Below are 17,791 nucleotides of genomic sequence, written 5' to 3' on the forward strand. Positions count from 1 at the left end.
CGACTCCCGCCTTGAGGGCGATGTTTACGCAGGTCAGAGCCATGACGATGGATCCATGTCACGGACCTTCCCGCCTTTTGAAACCCCCTCTCCCTCCGGTGCGGCCCTGCCGGAGCCGGCCGCCCGGGCCATCGGCCTGACCAAGACGTACGGCACGGGCGAGACCCGGGTCACCGCGCTGGACGCGGTGACGGTGGACTTCGCCCGGGGCCGGTTCACCGCCGTCATGGGCCCCTCCGGATCCGGCAAGTCCACGCTGATGCACTGCATGGCCGGCCTGGACCCCGTCACCTCGGGCTCGGCCCGGATCGGCGGGGTCGAGCTGTCCTCCCTGGACGACCGCCGGCTGACCCGGCTGCGGCGCGAGAAGATCGGCTTCGTCTTCCAGGGCTTCAACCTGATGCCGACCCTCACCGCGCTGGAGAACATCACCCTGCCGCTGAGGCTGGCCGGCCGGCGGCCCGACGCCTCCTGGCTGGACACCGTCGTCGCCACCGTCGGCCTCTCCGGCCGGCTCGCGCACCGCCCCGCCGAACTCTCCGGCGGCCAGCAGCAGCGCGTGGCGGTGGCCCGCGCCCTGGCGTCCCGGCCGGAGATCGTCTTCGCCGACGAGCCGACCGGCAACCTCGACTCCCGCTCCGGTGCGGAGGTCCTCGGCTTCCTGCGCGACTCGGTGCGCGAACTCGGCCAGAGCGTGGTGATGGTCACCCACGACCCGGTGGCCGCGGCCCACGCCGACCGGGTGGTGTTCCTCGCCGACGGCCGCCTGGTGGACGAACTGCACGAGCCGACCTCCGGGGCCGTGCTCGACCGGATGCTCGCCTTCGACGCCCGCGGCCGCACCTCCTGAGCCGCCCGCCACCCCCTCCTCCCGCCCGCCGCGCCACACCTCCCGAAAGCCCGCCATGCTGCGAACAGCCCTGCGCAACGCCCTCGCGCACAAGGCCCGTCTGGCCATGACCGTCCTCGCGGTCTGCCTCGGGGTCGCGTTCATCTCCGGCTCACTCGTCTTCGCCGACTCCACCACCGCCGCCTACCGCGCCTCCATGGCCCGCGACCACGCCGGGACCGCGGTCACCGTGGACCCCAAGTACCCGCTGGGAGCCCCCGCGGACCAGCGCGAGTCCGTCCTCGACGACGCGCTCGTGGCCAGGCTGGCCGCCGTCCCCGGCGTCGGCGCGGCCCGCCCCTCCGTCGACGGCTCGGCCACCCTGGCCGGCAAGGACGGCTCCCCGCTGCGCGCCGGCAACACCATGGGGAAACTGGCCGCCGCCTACATCCCCGGCGCCGACGGCAAGGACGCCCGCTACCCCCTGACCGCCGGACGGGCCCCGCGCACCTCCGGGGAGGTGGCCCTCGACCGGGGCACCGCCGACGCCGGCTCCTACTCCCTCGGCGACACCGTCACCCTGGCCACCGACGGCCCGGTGCTGCGGCTGCGGCTGGTCGGCATCGTCTCCACCACCGACACCCGCGTCACCTCCGGCGGCACCCTCGCCGTACTCGACCGGGCCACCGCCCAGGAACTGTTCGCCACCCCGGGCCGTTACACCGGTATCGACCTCTCCGCGGCGCCCGGCACCACCCCGCAGGAACTCGCCGGGCGCATCGGCGCCCTCCTGCCGGCCGACCGGGCCGAGGCGACCACCGCCGCCGCCCTCGCCGCCCAGCAGTCCGTCTTCATCGACAGCAGGACCAGCAGCTACGCCCGGCTGCCCCTGATCTTCGCCGTGGTGTCCCTGTTCATCGGCTCGTTCCTCATCGTCAACACCTTCACCATGCTCGTCACCCGGCGCTCCCGGGAGATCGCCCTGCTGCGCGCGATCGGCGCCACCCGACGGCAGGTGACCGCGTCCGTCCTCGCCGAGGCGGCCCTGGTCGGGTTCCTCGCCTCGGTGCTCGGCTTCGTCCTCGGGCTCGGCGTCGCCGCGGTCCTGCCCGACGCCCTCGGCGGGGCGGACGATCCGCTGCCGCGGGGCCCGCTGGTGGTCGGCCCCGCGCCGGTACTCGCCTCCCTGGCCGTAGGCGTCGGCGTCACGGTCCTCGCCGCGTGGCTGCCCTCCCGCCGGGCGGCCCGCATCGCCCCCGTCGAGGCGATGCGCACCGCCGACCGGCCCCCCTCCGTCGCCCTGTCCCGGATCCGCGGCGCGGCCGGTGCGGCCGTGCTCCTCGTCGGCGCCGGGCTGCTGGTCTCGCTGGAAGGCGCCGAGAACGCCTCGGACGCGAACCTGCGGACCGCGATGTCCGGCTGCGCGATCCTCGTGACCGGGCTCATCCTGCTGGCCCCGCTCCTGGCGGGCCCGGTGATCCGCCTGCTCGGCCGGCTGACCGGCCGCTTCGGGGTCGTGGGCGACCTGGCCCGCGACAACGCCCTGCGCGACCCCCGGCGTACGGCGGCCACCGCCGTCGCCCTGATGATCAGCACCGCCCTGGTCTGCGGGCTCGCCGTCATCGAGCACTCCTCCAGCCGCGCCCTGGACTCCCAGGCGGCGGCCGGGCTGAGCGCCGACTACGTCGTCAGCACCCGCGGCAACACCACCACCATCGACCCGGCCGCCGTCCGGCGGATCGCCGCCCTGCCCGGGGTGTCCACGGCCTCGGCCGTCGCGGACTCCACCTTCTCGGCCGGGGCCTCCGCCCGGCAGGTCTCCGGTGTCGACCCCAAGACCGTGGGGGCCGTCATGAAGCTGCGCTTCACCAGCGGTTCGGCCACCGCCGTTGGACCGGGCCGGATCGCCGTCTCCAGCAGCTTCGCCCGTGAGAACCGGCTCGTCACCGGCGGACGGATCGACGGGAGCATCGGGCCCGGACAGGGCGACCGCGACCGGTCCTTCACCGTCGTCGGGATCTACGAGGACAACCCCACCGCCCAGGACGTCCTGGCCGACCGCGGTGACGTCCAGCAGCACGGATTCCTGCGCGACTCCGTCCAGCGCGTCCTCGTCCGCACCGAGGCGGGCGCACCCGGCATGGAGAAGCGGCTGCGCGGCGCCGTCGACGACAACCCCCTGCTGAAGGTGCAGGACCGCGGCGCACTCGTCCGGGAACAGGCCGGTGTCGCGGGCGACCTGATGACCATGGTCTTCGGACTGCTCGCCATCGGCGTGGCCATCTCCGCCCTCGGCATGGTCAACACCCTCGCCATGTCCGTCGCCGAACGCACCCGGGAGATCGGCGTCCTGCGCGCGATCGGCATGGACCGCGCCGGCATCCGCCGGATGATCGGGCTCGAAGCGCTCGCCGTCGCCGCCTACGGAACCCTGCTGGGCCTGGCCGGCGGCCTGTTCGGGGCGTGGAAGGTCAGCGGACTCGCCAGCGGGGCCATTCCCCAGTACACGTTCTCCCTGCCCTGGGGGACCCTCGCCCTGGTCGTCGCCCTCTCGCTCGCCGTCGGCGCCGCGGCGGCCGCGCTCCCGGCCCGCCGGGCCGCCGCGCTCGGCCCGCTGCGGGCGGTGTCCGGAGGCTGAGCCCGGCGGCGGCCGCCGCCCTGCCGGTGCCGGTGCCGGTGCGGGGCCGGGCCGCGTCGGCCGGCTGGATGCTCGAGCTCCAGGGCGCTCCGCCCGCGCGGGCCACCGGCTCGCACCGGGCGCAGGTGTCCGGCCTGCGCCGCCACCTCGGCCGGCTCCCGGGCGCTGTGGTCGCCGTCCTGGGGCGGCTGAGGTCAGGGGGTCAGGGGGTCGGACGGGGCGGCCGCGGGCCCGTGTAGTGGCCGCTGGGCCGCATCCGCAGGGGCCGTTCCTGGTACTCCTCCAGCGCGTGCGCGACCCACCCGGCCGTCCGGGCCACCGCGAACACGGTCTCCCCGGCCTCGGCGGTCATCCCGCAGGACAGCGTCAGCACCGCCAGCGCCAGGTCGACGTTCGGGTGCAGCCCGTGCCGGGCCATCACCGCCGCCACCTCGCGCGCCGCGCCCAGGGCGGCGGCGGCCTGGGGCAGTTCCTCCAGCCGCCCGAACAGCGCCCGCGCCCGCGGGTCCTCGCCCCGGTACAGGCGGTGGCCGAACCCCGGCACCCGGCGGCCCGCGCGCAGGTACTCCGCCACCACCGGGGCGGCGCCGCCCCGTTCCGCCACCTCCTCCAGCATCCGGTGCGCGAGCCGGCCCGCCGCCCCGTGCAGGGGGCCTTCGAGCGCGCCGAGCCCGGCCGAGACGACGGCGTACGGGTGGGCCCGCGCGGAGGCGGCGACCCGTACGGCCAGGGTGGAGGCGGCCAGGTCGTGGTCGACCAGCAGGGCCATGGCCAGGTCCAGGGCGTCCACCGCCACCGGGTCCGGCTCCCGGACGGTCAGCCGGGACCACAGCCGCCAGGCGAGCCGCCCGTCGCCCGGGTGGGCCGGGGCCGCCTCCGGCAGGGCCGTGACCAGCGTCGGGATCAGGCAGCGCGCCGTGCCCAGTACGGCTTCCTCGGACAGGTCGAAGCGCAGCGGGTCGGCGGCCGCCGCGGCGGCCACCGCGACCCGCAGCAGGTCCAGGGGCCCGCTGTGCTCGGGCATCGCGGCCACCGCCCGCCGGGCCGCGGCCAGGGGCTCCGGGGGAGCGGTGAACCGCGCCCCGGGCGCCGGGGACCCCGTCCAGAGCCATTCGGCCACCTCCTCGAAGGCGTACCGGGAGGCCAGCTCGACGGCGTCCACACCGCGGAACCAGTAGCGGTCGGTCTCCGGCTCGATGAGGGTCAGCGCGGTGCGCACGGCGAGCTCCCCCGCGGGGGGACCGGCCGCCTCGCGACGGCTGCGCCGGGCCAGCGCCTCGACCTCGGCCGCGTCGAAGGTGCTCCCGCGCCCGGCCGGGTCCCGGCGGCTGCCGAGCTGGCCCCGGCTGACGTACGCGTACACGGTCGCCGGCTTCACCCCGAGGAGCCGCGCGGCCTCCTGCGTGGTGATCCGGCGGCGGAGGGCCGCCTCCGCGGGAGCGTCGGAGGGGGAGCCGGACGGACGGTCACTCATGACCCACAGCCTACATATATTGATTGGATCAATCTTGACGTGGATCAAATCAATGGTGGATGGTCGATCCATGAACAACACCACCGTCGAAGTGCCCCGCGGTCTCGCGGGAGTCGTGGTCACCGACACGCAGCTCGGTGACGTCCGGGGCCGCGAAGGCTTCTACCACTACCGCCAGTACTCGGCCGTGGAACTGGCCGCGTCCCGCACCTTCGAGGACGTCTGGCACCTGATGTTCCGCGGCGCCCTCCCGGCCGGCCCGGCCGAACGGGCCGCCTTCGCCGCCGAGACCGCCTCACTGCGCCACCTGCCCGCCGAGGTCGGGGAGGCCCTGCCCGCCCTCGCCCGGGCCACCGCCCTCTCCGGACCGCTCGCCGGACTGCGCACGGCACTCTCCCTCCTCGGCGCCTCCGCGGGATTCCGCCCCGTCTACGACCTCGACCCCGACCGCCGGGCCGCCGACGCGCTCGCCGCCTGCGCCGCCGTACCGACCCTGCTCACCGCCCTGCACCGGCTGGGCCGGGGCCTGGAGCCGGTCGCCCCGCGCGACGACCTCCCGTACGCCGCCAACTACCTGTGGATGCTCACCGGAGAGGAGCCCGACCCCGTCAAGGCCCGGGCCGTCGAGCGGTACCTGATCTCCACCGTCGACCACGGCTTCAACGCCTCGACCTTCACCGCCCGCGTCATCGCCTCCACCGGCGCCGACGTCGCGGCCTGCCTCACCGGGGCGATCGGCGCCCTCTCCGGCCCGCTCCACGGCGGCGCGCCCAGCCGGGCCCTGGACACCCTGGACGCCATCGGCACCGCCGACCGCATCGGCCCCTGGATCCGCGAGCGGGTGCTCGCAGGGGACCGGATCATGGGCTTCGGACACCCCGTCTACCGCACCGAGGACCCGCGCTCGCGGATGCTGCGGGACATCGCCCGGCAGTTCGGCGGACCGCTCGTGGAGTTCGCCGTGGAGGTCGAGCGGCAGGTGGAGGAGATCCTCGCCGAGCTGAAGCCGGGCCGGGAGCTGCACACCAACGTGGAGTTCTACGCCGGGGTGGTCATGGAGCTGTGCGGGCTGCCGCGCGAGATGTTCACCCCGACCTTCTGCGCCGCCCGCGTGGTCGGCTGGAGCGCCAACGTCCTGGAGCAGGCCGCCGACTCGAAGATCATCCGTCCGGCCGCGCGCTACACCGGCCCCACCCCGCCCCAGCCCGTACCGTTCGTGGGCTGACTACGATCGTCCGGGTGAACAGCGTCCAGCCCATCCCCGTCGTCGTCCTCTCCGGATTCCTCGGCTCCGGCAAGACCACGGTCCTCAACCACCTCCTCACCCACCGCGGGGGCACCCGGATCGGGGTCGTCGTCAACGACTTCGGCTCCATCGAGATCGACGCCATGTCGGTGGCCGGCCAGGTCGGTGACTCGATGGTCTCCCTCGGCGGCGGCTGCCTGTGCTGCGCGGTCGACGGCAGCGAACTGGACGCCTACCTGGAGAAGCTCGCCGCGCCCGTCCACCGGATCGACGTCATCGTCATCGAGGCCAGCGGGCTCGCCGAGCCCCAGGAGATGATCCGGATGCTGATGGCCAACGAGAACCCGGCCGTCCGCTACGGCGGCCTGGTACAGGTCGTGGACGCCGCCGAGTTCGACGCCACGCGGGCCGCGCACCCCGAGACCGACCGCCACCTGGCCGTCGCCGACCTGGTGGTGCTCAACAAGACCGACCGGGTCGACGCCGCCGAACGGGCCCGCATCGAGGCGGAGCTGGCCGCGCTCGCCGCCCCCGGCACCCCGCTGGTCGGCGCCGACCACGGGCGGATCGACCCGGAACTCCTCTTCGACCGCCGCCCCTGGACCGAGACCCGCGGACAGCTCTCCTTCGAGGACCTCCTCGCGGAGGCCGGCGAGCACGGGCCCGGGGACGAGGAGGAGCACGCCGGGCACGCGCACGCGGCGTACGAGAGCGTCTCGTTCACCACCGACCAGGCCCTCTCCCCGCGCCGGTTCATCGACTTCCTCGACCGCCGCCCCGCCGGCCTCTACCGCGTCAAGGGCTTCGTCTGGTTCGGGGTCCCCGGCCACCGGGAGCGCTACGAGGTCCACGCCGTCGGCCGCTTCCTGCGCTTCGACCCCGGCCCCTGGGGCCAGGGCGAACCCCGCCGCACCCAGCTCGTCCTGATCGGCAAGGGCATCGACGGCCCGGGCCTGCTGGGCGAACTGGAGGCCTGCCGCGAGGCCGACCCCGGGCGGGCACTCCCGGAGAGCATGTGGGCAGTGCTGCGCTACGTACCCCGGCCGCCGGAAGGCGACGTCGAGGACCCCGCGTAGGCCGTCTCTTCCGGATCTCGCCTGGCCCGCGCCGACCGGCAAGATCCGAAAGGGACGGCCTAAGCGACCTCGACGCCGTACTCGCGCAGCAGGTCCTCCAGGCCGCCCCGGTAGCCCTTGCCGCCGATGACGAACTTCCAGTCGCCGTTCGGGCGGCGCCGGAACGAGCCCAGTACCAGGGCCGTCTCGCCCGCCCTGCCGTCCGAGACCTCCAGCCGGTCGAGCTCCTGCCCGGACGCGTCCAGCAGCCGGATCCGGGCGTCGGTGAAGCCGGCCAGGTCGGCGTGCGGGTCGGCCTCCGGGTCGATCGCGGCCACCAGCACGAGCCGGTCGGCACGCTGCGGCAGCGCGTCGAAGCCGACCTCGACGGCCGCCTTGTCGGGGGCCGCGTGCGGGCGGGAGCGCACCGAACCGTCGGGGGTGCGCGGGTTGTTGAAGAAGACGAAGTGGTCCTCGCTCAGTACCCGGCCGCCCTCGCACACCAGCGCGCACACGTCGAGCGCCACCCGGCCCGACCAGTCCATGCCCAGCACGTTGAACCCGTCGGGCACGGGGGCCGCGGCGGGCACGGCCGGCGTACCGGCCGGGAAGCGGGTGTCCGGCAGGGTGGGCGCGTCCGCCGCGGGGCCCCGCTGCGCCGGGACCTGAGCGCCGCCGAGGCGGCCCCGCAGCCCGTACCGGTGCAGCAGGTCCACCAGGTCCGCACCGGGAACCAACTCCAGCGGCTTGCCGTTGGCAAAGGTGTACGACCCGGGCCCGAAGGACGCGGTGGTGACCAGCACCCCCTTGTTCGCCCCCTTGTCCTGGACCGTGCCGTACAGGTCCCGGACCGCCGTCGGCGGGACGGTGTTGCGGTACCGCTTGACCTGCACCACGATCCGCCCGCCCCGGATCGGGGCCGGGTCCACCGCCTCCACGTCCACGCCGCCGTCGCCCGAGCGCTGCGTGGTCACCGCCTCCATGCCCATCGCCCGGAACAGTTCGGCGACCAGGTTCTCGAAGGCGATCGGATCCATCTGGAACAGGTCCGGCTCGTCCTCGCCGTCACCGCCGGCCTGTCCGCCGTGGCTGACCACGCCCCCGCCGACCTCGTCCGGCCGGCGGCCCGCCCGTACGGCCGTCAGCTGGTCCGGCCGCGCCGACAACTGCCCGCGCAGGCCCTCGACCAGGCAGTCCACCGCGCTCACCTGCTCCAGCCGCAGCCCGCGGAAGGCGCTCCGCGGTGCCTGCACCGAGGCCAGGACGAGCTGTGCCTCACGGCCCGTCACCGGATCGTGGTCGTCCACGAAGCCGTTGACGACCACCGAGTCCAGCGCCCCGAACTCGTCCGCCGCGTACACCTCGTGCAGCACCAGCAGCAGGCACTGGGCCAGCAGGTCCCGGTACAGCGCCCGGCGCTGCGTCACGGGCCGGGCCGTCTCCTTGTCCTGGTCCGTGCCCGGCACGTACCGCACGGACTTCGCCGCGGGCACCACCTCGTAGCGGGGCAGCTCCCAGTCGAGCACCAGCTGGCGCATCGCCGGGTCGTACGCCGCGGACACCTGGTGCGGCAGGTCCTCCGGCCAGGCCGTCGAGGCGTACAGGGCGGCCGAGAAGTACTCCACCGCCGCCTCCGGGTCGCCCGCGCGCAGCGAGGCGGCCAGCTCGGTGAGCCCGCTGTTGTGGCGGCGGATCCCGGCGAGCTGATCGGCGGCCCAGCGGTCGTACTGCCGCCGGTACGCCTCCAGCTGCCGCAGCCGCTCCTGCTCCGCCGCGTGCGCCGCCTGCCAGGCCTGCGTGTACCGGTCGTGCGCCTCCCGTTCCGCCTGGGCGCGGCGGCCCGAGCCGAGGGTCCAGCCGCTGCTCTGCTGCTGGAAGTCCCGCAGCTGCGGCATGGGCACGGGATGCGCGAGGCGGCCCGGGGCGAAGGGTTCCAGCTGCTCGGAGCGGACCAGGGAGGCCATCCGGAACGCGGGCGCCCGGCAGCCCGAGGCCAGCAGCCCCTGCAGGACGGCGACCTCCGCGTCGAGCCGCTCGGTGGCCCGCCGCGCCTCGGCCTCCCGGTGCTGCTTGTAGGCGGCCTGCTGCTCGCGCCGGCCCCGGGCGGCCTCCCGTTCGTACTCCCGCCGCCGTCGCTCCGCCTCACGCTGCTGGATCAGCTGCGTCCGCTGCTGCTGGCGCTGGGCCTCGGCCCAGACCCCGATCAGCCCGCTCGACCGACGACTCATCAGCTCTGCTCTCCCCCCACCCGCGTGTACCGGGAAAACAGTAGTCGGCGCATGGGGGGAGGCGGGCCGGGGTCACGGCACGGGGCGGGCGCCGAAGACGCCCGCCCCGGACGCCGGGTACGCCGTACGCCGCTACAGCGCGGCCCCCGCCAGCACCGCGACCTCGGCCGGGAGCGCGGCGCCCGAACCGTCACGGCGCGGGTCCGGGGCCGGGAGCGCGGCCGGGGCGCCGTTCGCGGCGGCAGCGCGGGCCGGGGCGTTGCCCGCCCAGGCCAGCACCAGCACGTCCTCGCCCTTCAGGAACCGCTGGCAGCGCACACCGCCGGTGGCCCGGCCCTTGCGCGGGTACTGGTCGAAGGGGGTCAGCTTGCCCGAGCTCGGCGAGCCCTCGAGGGTCCCCTGCCCGCCCGCCACCGTGAACACCAGGGCGTCCCGGGCCGGGTCCACCGCCGAGAAGTGGATCACCTTGGCGTTCCCCGAGAGCTTGATGCCCGCCATACCGCCCGCCGGGCGGCCCTGGGGGCGCACCTGGGCGGCCGGGTAGCGCAGCAGCTGGGCGTCGTCGGTGATGAAGACCAGGTCCTCCTCGCCGGTGCGCAGCTCGACCGCGCCGATGATCCGGTCACCCTCCTTGAGGGTGATGACCTCCAGCTCGTCCTTGTTGGCCGGGTAGTCCGGCACGACCCGCTTGACCACGCCCTGCTCGGTGCCCAGGGCCAGGCCCTGCGAGGACTCGTCCAGCGAGGTCAGGCAGACCACCGTCTCGTCGGCCTCCAGCCCGGAGACGAACTCCGAGACCGGGGCCCCGCCCGCCAGGTTCGGCGCGGCGTGCGTGTCGGGCAGCTGCGGCAGGTCGATCACCGACAGCCGCAGCAGGCGCCCGTAGGAGGTCACCACGCCCACATCGGCCCGGGCGGTCGCGGCCACCTGGGAGACGATCAGGTCGTGCTTGGCGCGGGCGGCGCCCTCGTCCGCCGCCGGCGGCTCGGCGTTCGCCGTACGGGCCAGCAGGCCCGTGGACGACAGCAGCACCCGGCAGGGGTCGTCCGCGACCTCCAGCGGCACGGCGGCCACGGCCGTACCCGCCGACTCCAGCAGCACGGTACGGCGCGGGGTCCCGAACTTCTTGGCGACCGACGCCAGTTCCGAGGAGACCAGCTTGCGCAGCTCCGCGTCCGAATCCAGGATCCGGGTCAGCTCCTCGATCTCCGCGGTCAGCCGGTCGCGCTCGGACTCCAGCTCGATCCGGTCGAAGCGGGTGAGCCGGCGCAGCGGGGTGTCCAGGATGTACTGGGTCTGGATCTCGCTCAGCGAGAAGCGCTCCATCAGGCGCTCCTTGGCCTGGGCGGAGTTGTCGCTGTCACGGATGAGGCGGATGACCTCGTCGATGTCGAGGAGGGCCACCAGCAGGCCCTCGACCAGGTGCAGCCGGTCGCGCCGCTTGCCGCGGCGGAACTCGCTGCGCCGGCGCACGACCTCGAAGCGGTGGTCCAGGTAGACCTCCAGCAGCTCCTTCAGACCCATCGTCAGGGGCTGCCCGTCGACCAGTGCGACGTTGTTGATGCCGAAGGACTCCTCCATCGGCGTCAGCTTGTACAGCTGCTCCAGCACGGCCTCCGGGTGGAAACCGTTCTTGATCTCGATGACCAGGCGCAGGCCGTGCGCCCGGTCCGTGAGGTCCTTGACGTCGGCGATGCCCTGGAGCTTCTTCGAGCCGACCAGGTCCTTGATCTTCGCGATGACCTTCTCGGGGCCGACCGTGAAGGGCAGCTCGGTGACGACCAGGCCCTTGCGGCGGGCCGTCACGTCCTCCACGGAGACCGTCGCGCGGATCTTGAACGTGCCCCGGCCGCTCTCGTAGGCGTCCTTGATGCCGGACAGGCCCACGATCCGTCCGCCGGTGGGCAGGTCGGGGCCCGGGACGAAGCGCATCAGCGCCTCGAGGTCCGCCTCCGGGTAGCGGATCAGGTGGCGGGCGGCCGCGATGACCTCGCCGAGGTTGTGCGGGGCCATGTTCGTGGCCATGCCGACGGCGATCCCGGACGCGCCGTTGACCAGCAGGTTCGGGTAGGCGGCCGGCAGGGTGACGGGCTCGCGCTCCTGGCCGTCGTAGTTGGCGGTGAAGTCGACGGTGTCCTCGTCGATCGACTCCGTCATCAGCGACGTGGCGTCGGCCATCCGGCACTCGGTGTAACGCATCGCCGCCGGCGGGTCGTCGTTGCCGAGGGAGCCGAAGTTGCCGTGCCCGTCGACCAGCGGCAGCCGCATCGAGAAGGGCTGGGCCATGCGCACGAGGGCGTCGTAGATCGACTGGTCCCCGTGCGGGTGCAGCTTGCCCATGACCTCGCCGACGACGCGGGCGCACTTCACGTACCCGCGGTCGGGGCGCAGGCCCATCTCGCTCATCTGGTAGACGATGCGCCGGTGCACCGGCTTCATGCCGTCCCGGGCGTCCGGCAGGGCCCGGGAGTAGATCACCGAGTACGCGTACTCGAGGAAGGAGCCCTGCATTTCGTCGACGACGTCGATGTCGAGGATCCTCTCCTCGAAATCCTCCGGCGGCGGGGTCTTCGTGCTGCGGCGGGCCATCGCTGCGGCGCTCCTAACCAAGATCGGGGGGTGGTACGTGCTGGGGTGTGCGACGGGGTCGACGCGGACCATTGTGGCCCCAGGCACCGACAACGCCGACTCCGACCCTGGCGAGCACCCCCTGGACGGAGCCCTCGGGGGAGTGAGGGCCGGGAACTTCTCCGCGCACCTGCGCGCTTGCATACAGTGGCAGGTCGATAAGAAATCTCTGCATCGCGATCGAAGGGACCACATGCCCATGGGTCACACGGCCACAGCTCAGGCCGGCTCCGGCGGCCTGACAGCGACCGAGCACCGGCTGGCCAACGGCCTGCGCGTGGTGCTGTCCGAGGACCACCTCACCCCGGTCGCCGCCGTCTGCCTCTGGTACGACGTCGGCTCGCGCCACGAAGTCAAGGGGCGGACCGGTCTGGCTCACCTCTTCGAGCACCTGATGTTCCAGGGATCGGCGAGCGTACCGGGCAACGGGCACTTCGAGCTCGTCCAGGGCGCTGGCGGCTCGCTGAACGGCACCACCAGCTTCGAGCGCACGAACTACTTCGAGACGATGCCGGCCCACCAGCTGGAGCTCGCCCTGTGGCTGGAGGCGGACCGCATGGGCTCGCTGCTGGCCGCCCTGGACGAGGAGTCCATGGAGAACCAGCGCGACGTCGTCAAGAACGAGCGCCGCCAGCGCTACGACAACGTCCCGTACGGCACGGCCTTCGAGCGCCTGACGGCCCTCGCCTACCCCGAGGGCCACCCGTACCACCACACCCCGATCGGCTCCATGGCCGACCTGGACGCCGCCTCCCTCGAGGACGCCCGGAACTTCTTCCGCACGTACTACGCGCCCAACAACGCCGTCCTGTCGGTCGTGGGCGACATCGACCCCGAGCGCACCCTCGCCTGGATCGAGAAGTACTTCGGCAGCATCCCGGCGCACGACGGCAAGCAGCCGCCCCGCGACGGCACCCTCCCCGAGACCATGGGCGGGCAGCTGCGCGAGGAGATCGTCGAGGAGGTCCCTGCCCGCGCGCTGATGGCGGCCTACCGCCTCCCGCACGACGGCACCCGCGCGTGCGACGCGGCCGACGTGGCGTTGACGATCCTCGGCGGGGGCGAATCCTCCCGCCTGCACAACCGCCTGGTCCGCCGCGACCAGAGCGCCGTCGCGGCCGGTTTCGGCCTGCTGCGGCTGGCCGGCGCGCCCTCCCTGGGCTGGCTGGACGTCAAGACCTCCAGCGGTGTCGAGGTGCCCGCCATCGAGGCGGCCGTGGACGAGGAGCTCGCCCGGTTCGCCGCCGAGGGACCCACCGCCGACGAGATGGAGCGCGCTCAGGCGCAGCTCGAGCGCGAGTGGCTGGACCGGCTGGGCACCGTCGCCGGCCGCGCCGACGAACTGTGCCGCTTCGCGGTGCTGTTCGGCGACCCGCAGCTGGCGCTGACCGCCGTCGGGCGCGTCCTGGACGTCACCGCCGAGGAGGTGCAGGCCGTGGCCGCCGCCCGGCTGCGCCCCGACAACCGCGCGGTCCTGGTCTACGAGCCGCTGGCCGGCGCCGAAGAGAACGACGAGAGCGACGAGAACGAGGGGGCGGAGCAGTGAGCGACACCGCAGCCGTCACGATGACCTTCCACCCACGTCCGGAGGCCGGTGAGGCCAAGCCGTGGGCCTTCCCCGCCCCCGAGCGCTCCACCCTGGGCAACGGGCTGACCCTGCTGCGCTGCCACCGCCCCGGCCAGCAGGTCGTCGCGGTCGAGGTCAACCTCGCGGCCCCGCTCGACGCCGAGCCCGCGGGCCTCGACGGCGTGGCCACGATCATGGCCCGCGCCCTGTCGGAGGGCACCGACAAGCACTCCGCCGAGGAGTTCGCCGCCGAGCTGGAGCGCTGCGGCGCCACCCTCGACGCCCACGCCGACCACCCCGGCGTGCGCGTCTCCCTGGAGGTCCCGGCCTCCCGCCTGCCCAAGGCGCTCGGACTGCTCGCCGAGGCGCTGCGCGCGCCCGCGTTCGACGACGGCGAGGTCGCCCGGCTGGTGCGCAACCGGCTCGACGAGATCCCGCACGAGCAGGCCAACCCGCAGCGCCGGGCGGCCAAGGAGCTCTCCAAGGAGCTCTTCCCGGCCACGCTGCGCATGTCCCGCCCGCGCCAGGGCACGGAGGAGACGGTCGCCCGGATCGACTCCGCCGCCGTACGCGCCTTCTACGAGGCCCACGTACGCCCCGCCACCGCCACCGTGGTGATCGTCGGCGACCTGACCGGCATCGACCTGGACGCCGCCCTGGCCGACACCCTGGGCGCCTGGACGGGGGACACCGCCGCCCCCCTGCCGGTGCCGCCGGTGACGGCCGACGACACGGGCCGCGTGATCATCGTGGACCGGCCCGGCGCGGTCCAGACGCAGCTGCTGATCGGCCGGATCGGCCCGGACCGGCACGACATCGTCTGGGCCCCGCAGGTCCTGGGCACGTACTGCCTGGGCGGCACCCTGACCTCCCGTCTGGACAAGGTGCTGCGCGAGGAGAAGGGCTACACCTACGGCGTGCGCGCCTTCGCCCAGGTGCTGCGCTCGACGGCCGACGGCAAGGGAGCCTCGATGCTCGCCATCAGCGGCTCGGTGGACACCCCCAACACCGGCCCGGCGCTGGAGGACCTGTGGCAGGTGCTGCGCACCCTCGCCGCCGAGGGCCTGACGGACGCCGAGCGCGACGTGGCGGTGCAGAACCTGGTGGGCGTGGCCCCGCTGAAGTTCGAGACGGCCGCCTCGGTCGCCGGGACCCTGGCGGACCAGGTGGAGCAGGAGCTGCCGGACGACTACCAGGCGCGGCTGTACGCGCGGCTGGCCGAAACCGGTACGGCGGAGGCCACTTCGGCGGTGGTGAGCGCCTTCCCGGTGGACCGGCTGGTCACCGTCCTGGTGGGCGACGCGGCGCAGATCGAGGAGCCGGTGCTGGCCCTCGGGATCGGTGAGGTCACGGTCGTCACCAACTGACCGGAGGCCGGCCGGCAACTGACCGGTGACCGGCCTGTTTCGAGGGGCCCGGCGGAGCATCCGCCGGGCCCCCTTTGTCCGTTTGGTGGTGTGGTTTCAGGTATGCGGTGTGGCGTACGCAACAAATCCGCTCGTCTGTTTGGCGATTGACTGATGATCCGCCTAGCGTCAGGCGTGCTGTCCGTCAGTTGTGCCAGCCGCACCCGCGGCACCGGGCAGCGATCGCCGAGTCCCCGTCAGGCGCGAGCCTGGGGAGCCGGGGACCCACATCAGTCCCTGGGGTGAATCGGACCGCCTCGCCAGAGGGGGGCCGTAGGAGACCTTCCTGCTCCGAACCCGTCAGCTAACCCGGTAGGCGAGAGGGAAGGAAAGGATCACCCCCGCCATGGCGTTTGGCAGTCGTGCAGCCGGTTCCGGCAAGCACCGTGGTTCGAGCCGCATGAGCCGCAAGACCGCCGGCTACGCCGGCATAGCCGCCCTCGCCACCACGGGCGTGGTCGGCACCCTGGCGGCCCCGGCCTTCGCCGCCGACTCCCACGGCGGCCCGTCCTTCGAGGACACCGGCGCCCTGAACGCGATCGTCGTCGCCGACGGCCTCCAGGACGACATCCAGGTCCAGGCCGAGACCCAGCAGACCGCCGCCGAGTCCGTTGCCGCCCAGGCGCAGGCCGAGGCCGACGCCAAGACGCGCGCCGCCGAGGCGAAGCGCATGGCCGAGGCCAAGGAGAAGGCCGAGCGCGAGGCCGCCGAGAAGGCCGCCCAGGAGGAGGCCCGCAAGCGCCTCAACACCTTCGTGCTCCCGGTCGACGGCTCCTACGTCAGCACCCAGTACGGCGCGGGCGGCGGCATGTGGTCCTCCGGCAGCCACACGGGCGTCGACTTCCACGCCGACGAGGGCACGTCCGTCCACGCGGTGGGCGCGGGCACGATCGTCGAGGCCGGCTGGGGCGGCGCCTACGGCAACAACGTCGTGATCCGCCACAACGACGGCACCTACACCCAGTACGGCCACCTGATGTCGCTGAACGTCTCGGTCGGCGAGACGGTCACCGCGGGACAGCAGATCGGCCTGTCGGGCTCCACCGGCAACTCCAGCGGCCCGCACCTGCACTTCGAGGCCCGCACCGGTGCCACGTACGGCACGGACATCAACCCGCTGGCCTACCTGCGCAACCACGGCGTCGGCATCTGACGCAGGTTTCCACGTCCACGGAAGAAGGCCCCGGCTCCCAGAGCCGGGGCCTTCTTCGTTTTCGCCGTTTCCGTTTCCGATTTCCGGGCGTTCTCGGAAATCGAGCCGTGTTGCAATAGAGTCGCGGCACGATAGATGGAATCGAAACCCAGCGGAACCCAGCGGAGGTCCGGCCTTGCGTATTCCGGCGCACGCGGTGTGCACAGCGATTCGCGACGATATCGTCTCCGGATTCTTCGGCCCCGGCGGCCGGCTGACCGAGGAGGTGCTCGCCCGCCGGTACGGGGTCTCGCGGGTGCCGGTGCGCGAGGCGCTGCGCACGCTGGAGTCCGAGGGGTTCGTCACCACGCGGCGGCACGCGGGGGCCTGCGTGGCGGAGCCGGGCGAGCAGGAGGCCGCCGATCTGCTGGAGCTGCGGATGCTGCTGGAGCCGCTGGCCGCCTCGCGCGCCGCCCGGCGGCGGACGGATGCGCACCTGAAGGTGCTGCGGGGGCTGGTGCGGCTGGGCCAGGAGCGGGCCAGGCGGGGGCAGGGCGAGGACCTGCGGTCGCTGGGGAGCTGGTTCCACGAGACCCTGGCGCAGGCGTCCGGCAGCCCGGGGCTGATCGCGCTGCTGACGCAGACCCGGCACAAGATCGCCTGGATGTACGAGGTGGGGGCCCCGGCCCGGCCGGTGGACTCCTGGGCGGAACACGGGGCGCTGGTGGACGCGGTCGCGCGGGGGGACGCGGAGCGGGCGCGGGCGGTGGCCGCGCTGCATGCGGAGCGGGCGGTGGGGGTTTTCCGGCTCCGGGTGAGGAGTTTGCAACGTGCCGTAAACACGGGAGGTGGCCGGAATTAACGCCGGGCCCGTATAAAAGGGGCCGGGTCTGGCGGAATTCTATTCCGGTGGAGCGGGATGTGATTTCCGGTCGATTCCCGCTGCGGATGTTTCAGCACGGCGGGCTTTTCCCGACGGGATTGCGCTGCGGCGGCCGTCCGCGGGAGGCTGCCGGGCCTGGGGCCGGAGGCGGCGGGGGCGGCCCGGTACCGGAAACGACGAAGCCGCGGTCCCCGGGGTGGTGGGGGCCGCGGCTTCGGTGAAGGGTCGTGGCCGGTCAGACCGTTTCGGGGAGTTCCTCCAGGCCCTCCGCCACCAGCTTCGCGAGCCGGTCCAGCGCGGCCTCCGCGCCCTCGGCCTCGGACGCCAGGACGATCTCCTCGCCGCCCTGGGCGCCCAGGCCCAGGACCGCCAGCATCGACGCGGCGTTGACGGGGTCGCCGCCCGCCTTCGCGATGGTCACGGGGACGCCGGAAGCGGTCGTCGCGCGGACGAAGATCGAGGCGGGACGAGCGTGCAGGCCCTCGGCCCAGCCGACGTTGACGCGGCGCTCTGCCATGGTGATGCCCTTCAGGTTCTCGCGGTTGTCTAGACCAGTCTCTCACGTCACCCGGAATGCTCGGACCGACCTTCGGCCCGATCCCGCCGCCGTTCGGCCCTCATCAGCTTTGCACTGATTTGCCCCGGCGCGCCTCATTCCCGGGCCCTGTGCCGTCCGGCCTGTCGGAGCCACCCGGCCACCTGGCC

Annotated in this window: 12 protein-coding genes and 1 riboswitch; of the genes, 8 read left to right on the forward strand and 4 right to left on the reverse strand. The window is 73.7% G+C overall.

The window, feature by feature from the left end; genetic code table 11:
* The first annotated feature begins 55 nt into the window (after positions 1–55).
* Positions 56–850, forward strand: a complete 795-nt coding sequence (locus tag B4U46_RS26405) for an ABC transporter ATP-binding protein (protein WP_079430147.1) — start codon at positions 56–58, stop codon at positions 848–850.
* A 55-nt stretch (positions 851–905) separates the two neighbouring features.
* Positions 906–3,467 carry an ABC transporter permease gene (locus B4U46_RS26410; RefSeq protein ID WP_079430148.1) on the forward strand — a complete coding sequence of 854 codons (2,562 nt, stop codon included), beginning with the start codon at positions 906–908 and terminating at the stop codon, positions 3,465–3,467.
* Positions 3,468–3,669: 202 nt separating this feature from the next.
* Here the strand turns inward: B4U46_RS26410 and B4U46_RS26420 are convergent, their stop codons facing one another.
* Positions 3,670–4,941: a citrate synthase gene (locus B4U46_RS26420; protein WP_079430150.1), complete on the reverse strand. Its 1,272-nt coding sequence runs from the start codon at positions 4,939–4,941 to the stop codon at positions 3,670–3,672.
* Positions 4,942–5,011: 70 nt separating this feature from the next.
* Here B4U46_RS26420 and B4U46_RS26425 point away from each other — a divergent pair, with 70 nt between their 5' ends.
* Positions 5,012–6,166, forward strand: a complete 1,155-nt coding sequence (locus B4U46_RS26425) for a citrate synthase/methylcitrate synthase (RefSeq protein WP_079430151.1) — start codon at positions 5,012–5,014, stop codon at positions 6,164–6,166.
* Positions 6,167–6,180: 14 nt separating this feature from the next.
* The gene (locus tag B4U46_RS26430) at positions 6,181–7,263 is read left to right on the forward strand and encodes a CobW family GTP-binding protein (RefSeq protein WP_079430152.1); all 1,083 of its coding nucleotides are present in this window, start codon (positions 6,181–6,183) and stop codon (positions 7,261–7,263) included.
* Positions 7,264–7,322: 59 nt separating this feature from the next.
* On the opposite strand, the gene B4U46_RS26435 is transcribed toward B4U46_RS26430, so the two are convergent.
* The gene (locus B4U46_RS26435; RefSeq protein ID WP_185117163.1) at positions 7,323–9,470 is read right to left on the reverse strand and encodes a restriction endonuclease; all 2,148 of its coding nucleotides are present in this window, start codon (positions 9,468–9,470) and stop codon (positions 7,323–7,325) included.
* 132 nt (positions 9,471–9,602) lie between these two features.
* Positions 9,603–12,059, reverse strand: a complete 2,457-nt coding sequence (locus B4U46_RS26440) for a DNA gyrase/topoisomerase IV subunit A (RefSeq protein WP_079430153.1) — start codon at positions 12,057–12,059, stop codon at positions 9,603–9,605.
* Between the two features lie 232 nt (positions 12,060–12,291).
* Here B4U46_RS26440 and B4U46_RS26445 point away from each other — a divergent pair, with 232 nt between their 5' ends.
* The 4 genes from B4U46_RS26445 to B4U46_RS26460 all read left to right on the forward strand — a co-directional run bounded on the left by B4U46_RS26445 (position 12,292) and on the right by B4U46_RS26460 (position 17,065).
* Complete coding sequence (locus tag B4U46_RS26445) at positions 12,292–13,644, forward strand: M16 family metallopeptidase (protein WP_107438319.1); 1,353 nt, start codon at positions 12,292–12,294, stop codon at positions 13,642–13,644.
* Positions 13,645–13,664: 20 nt separating this feature from the next.
* Positions 13,665–15,032: a M16 family metallopeptidase gene (locus B4U46_RS26450; RefSeq protein ID WP_079431992.1), complete on the forward strand. Its 1,368-nt coding sequence runs from the start codon at positions 13,665–13,667 to the stop codon at positions 15,030–15,032.
* Positions 15,033–15,245: 213 nt separating this feature from the next.
* Positions 15,246–15,405: riboswitch (cyclic di-AMP (ydaO/yuaA leader) on the forward strand.
* A 12-nt stretch (positions 15,406–15,417) separates the two neighbouring features.
* A complete protein-coding gene (locus tag B4U46_RS26455; RefSeq protein WP_079430155.1) occupies positions 15,418–16,224 on the forward strand; it encodes a M23 family metallopeptidase in 807 nt (268 codons plus the stop codon).
* Between the two features lie 175 nt (positions 16,225–16,399).
* Positions 16,400–17,065: a GntR family transcriptional regulator gene (locus B4U46_RS26460; RefSeq protein ID WP_079430156.1), complete on the forward strand. Its 666-nt coding sequence runs from the start codon at positions 16,400–16,402 to the stop codon at positions 17,063–17,065.
* A 256-nt stretch (positions 17,066–17,321) separates the two neighbouring features.
* Here the strand turns inward: B4U46_RS26460 and B4U46_RS26465 are convergent, their stop codons facing one another.
* Entirely contained in the window at positions 17,322–17,603 is a 282-nt protein-coding gene (locus tag B4U46_RS26465; protein WP_079430157.1) for an HPr family phosphocarrier protein, read from the reverse strand.
* Positions 17,604–17,791: the final 188 nt, after the last annotated feature.

This window comes from Streptomyces katrae, from assembly GCF_002028425.1.
GTDB classification, from domain to species: domain Bacteria; phylum Actinomycetota; class Actinomycetes; order Streptomycetales; family Streptomycetaceae; genus Streptomyces; species Streptomyces katrae_A.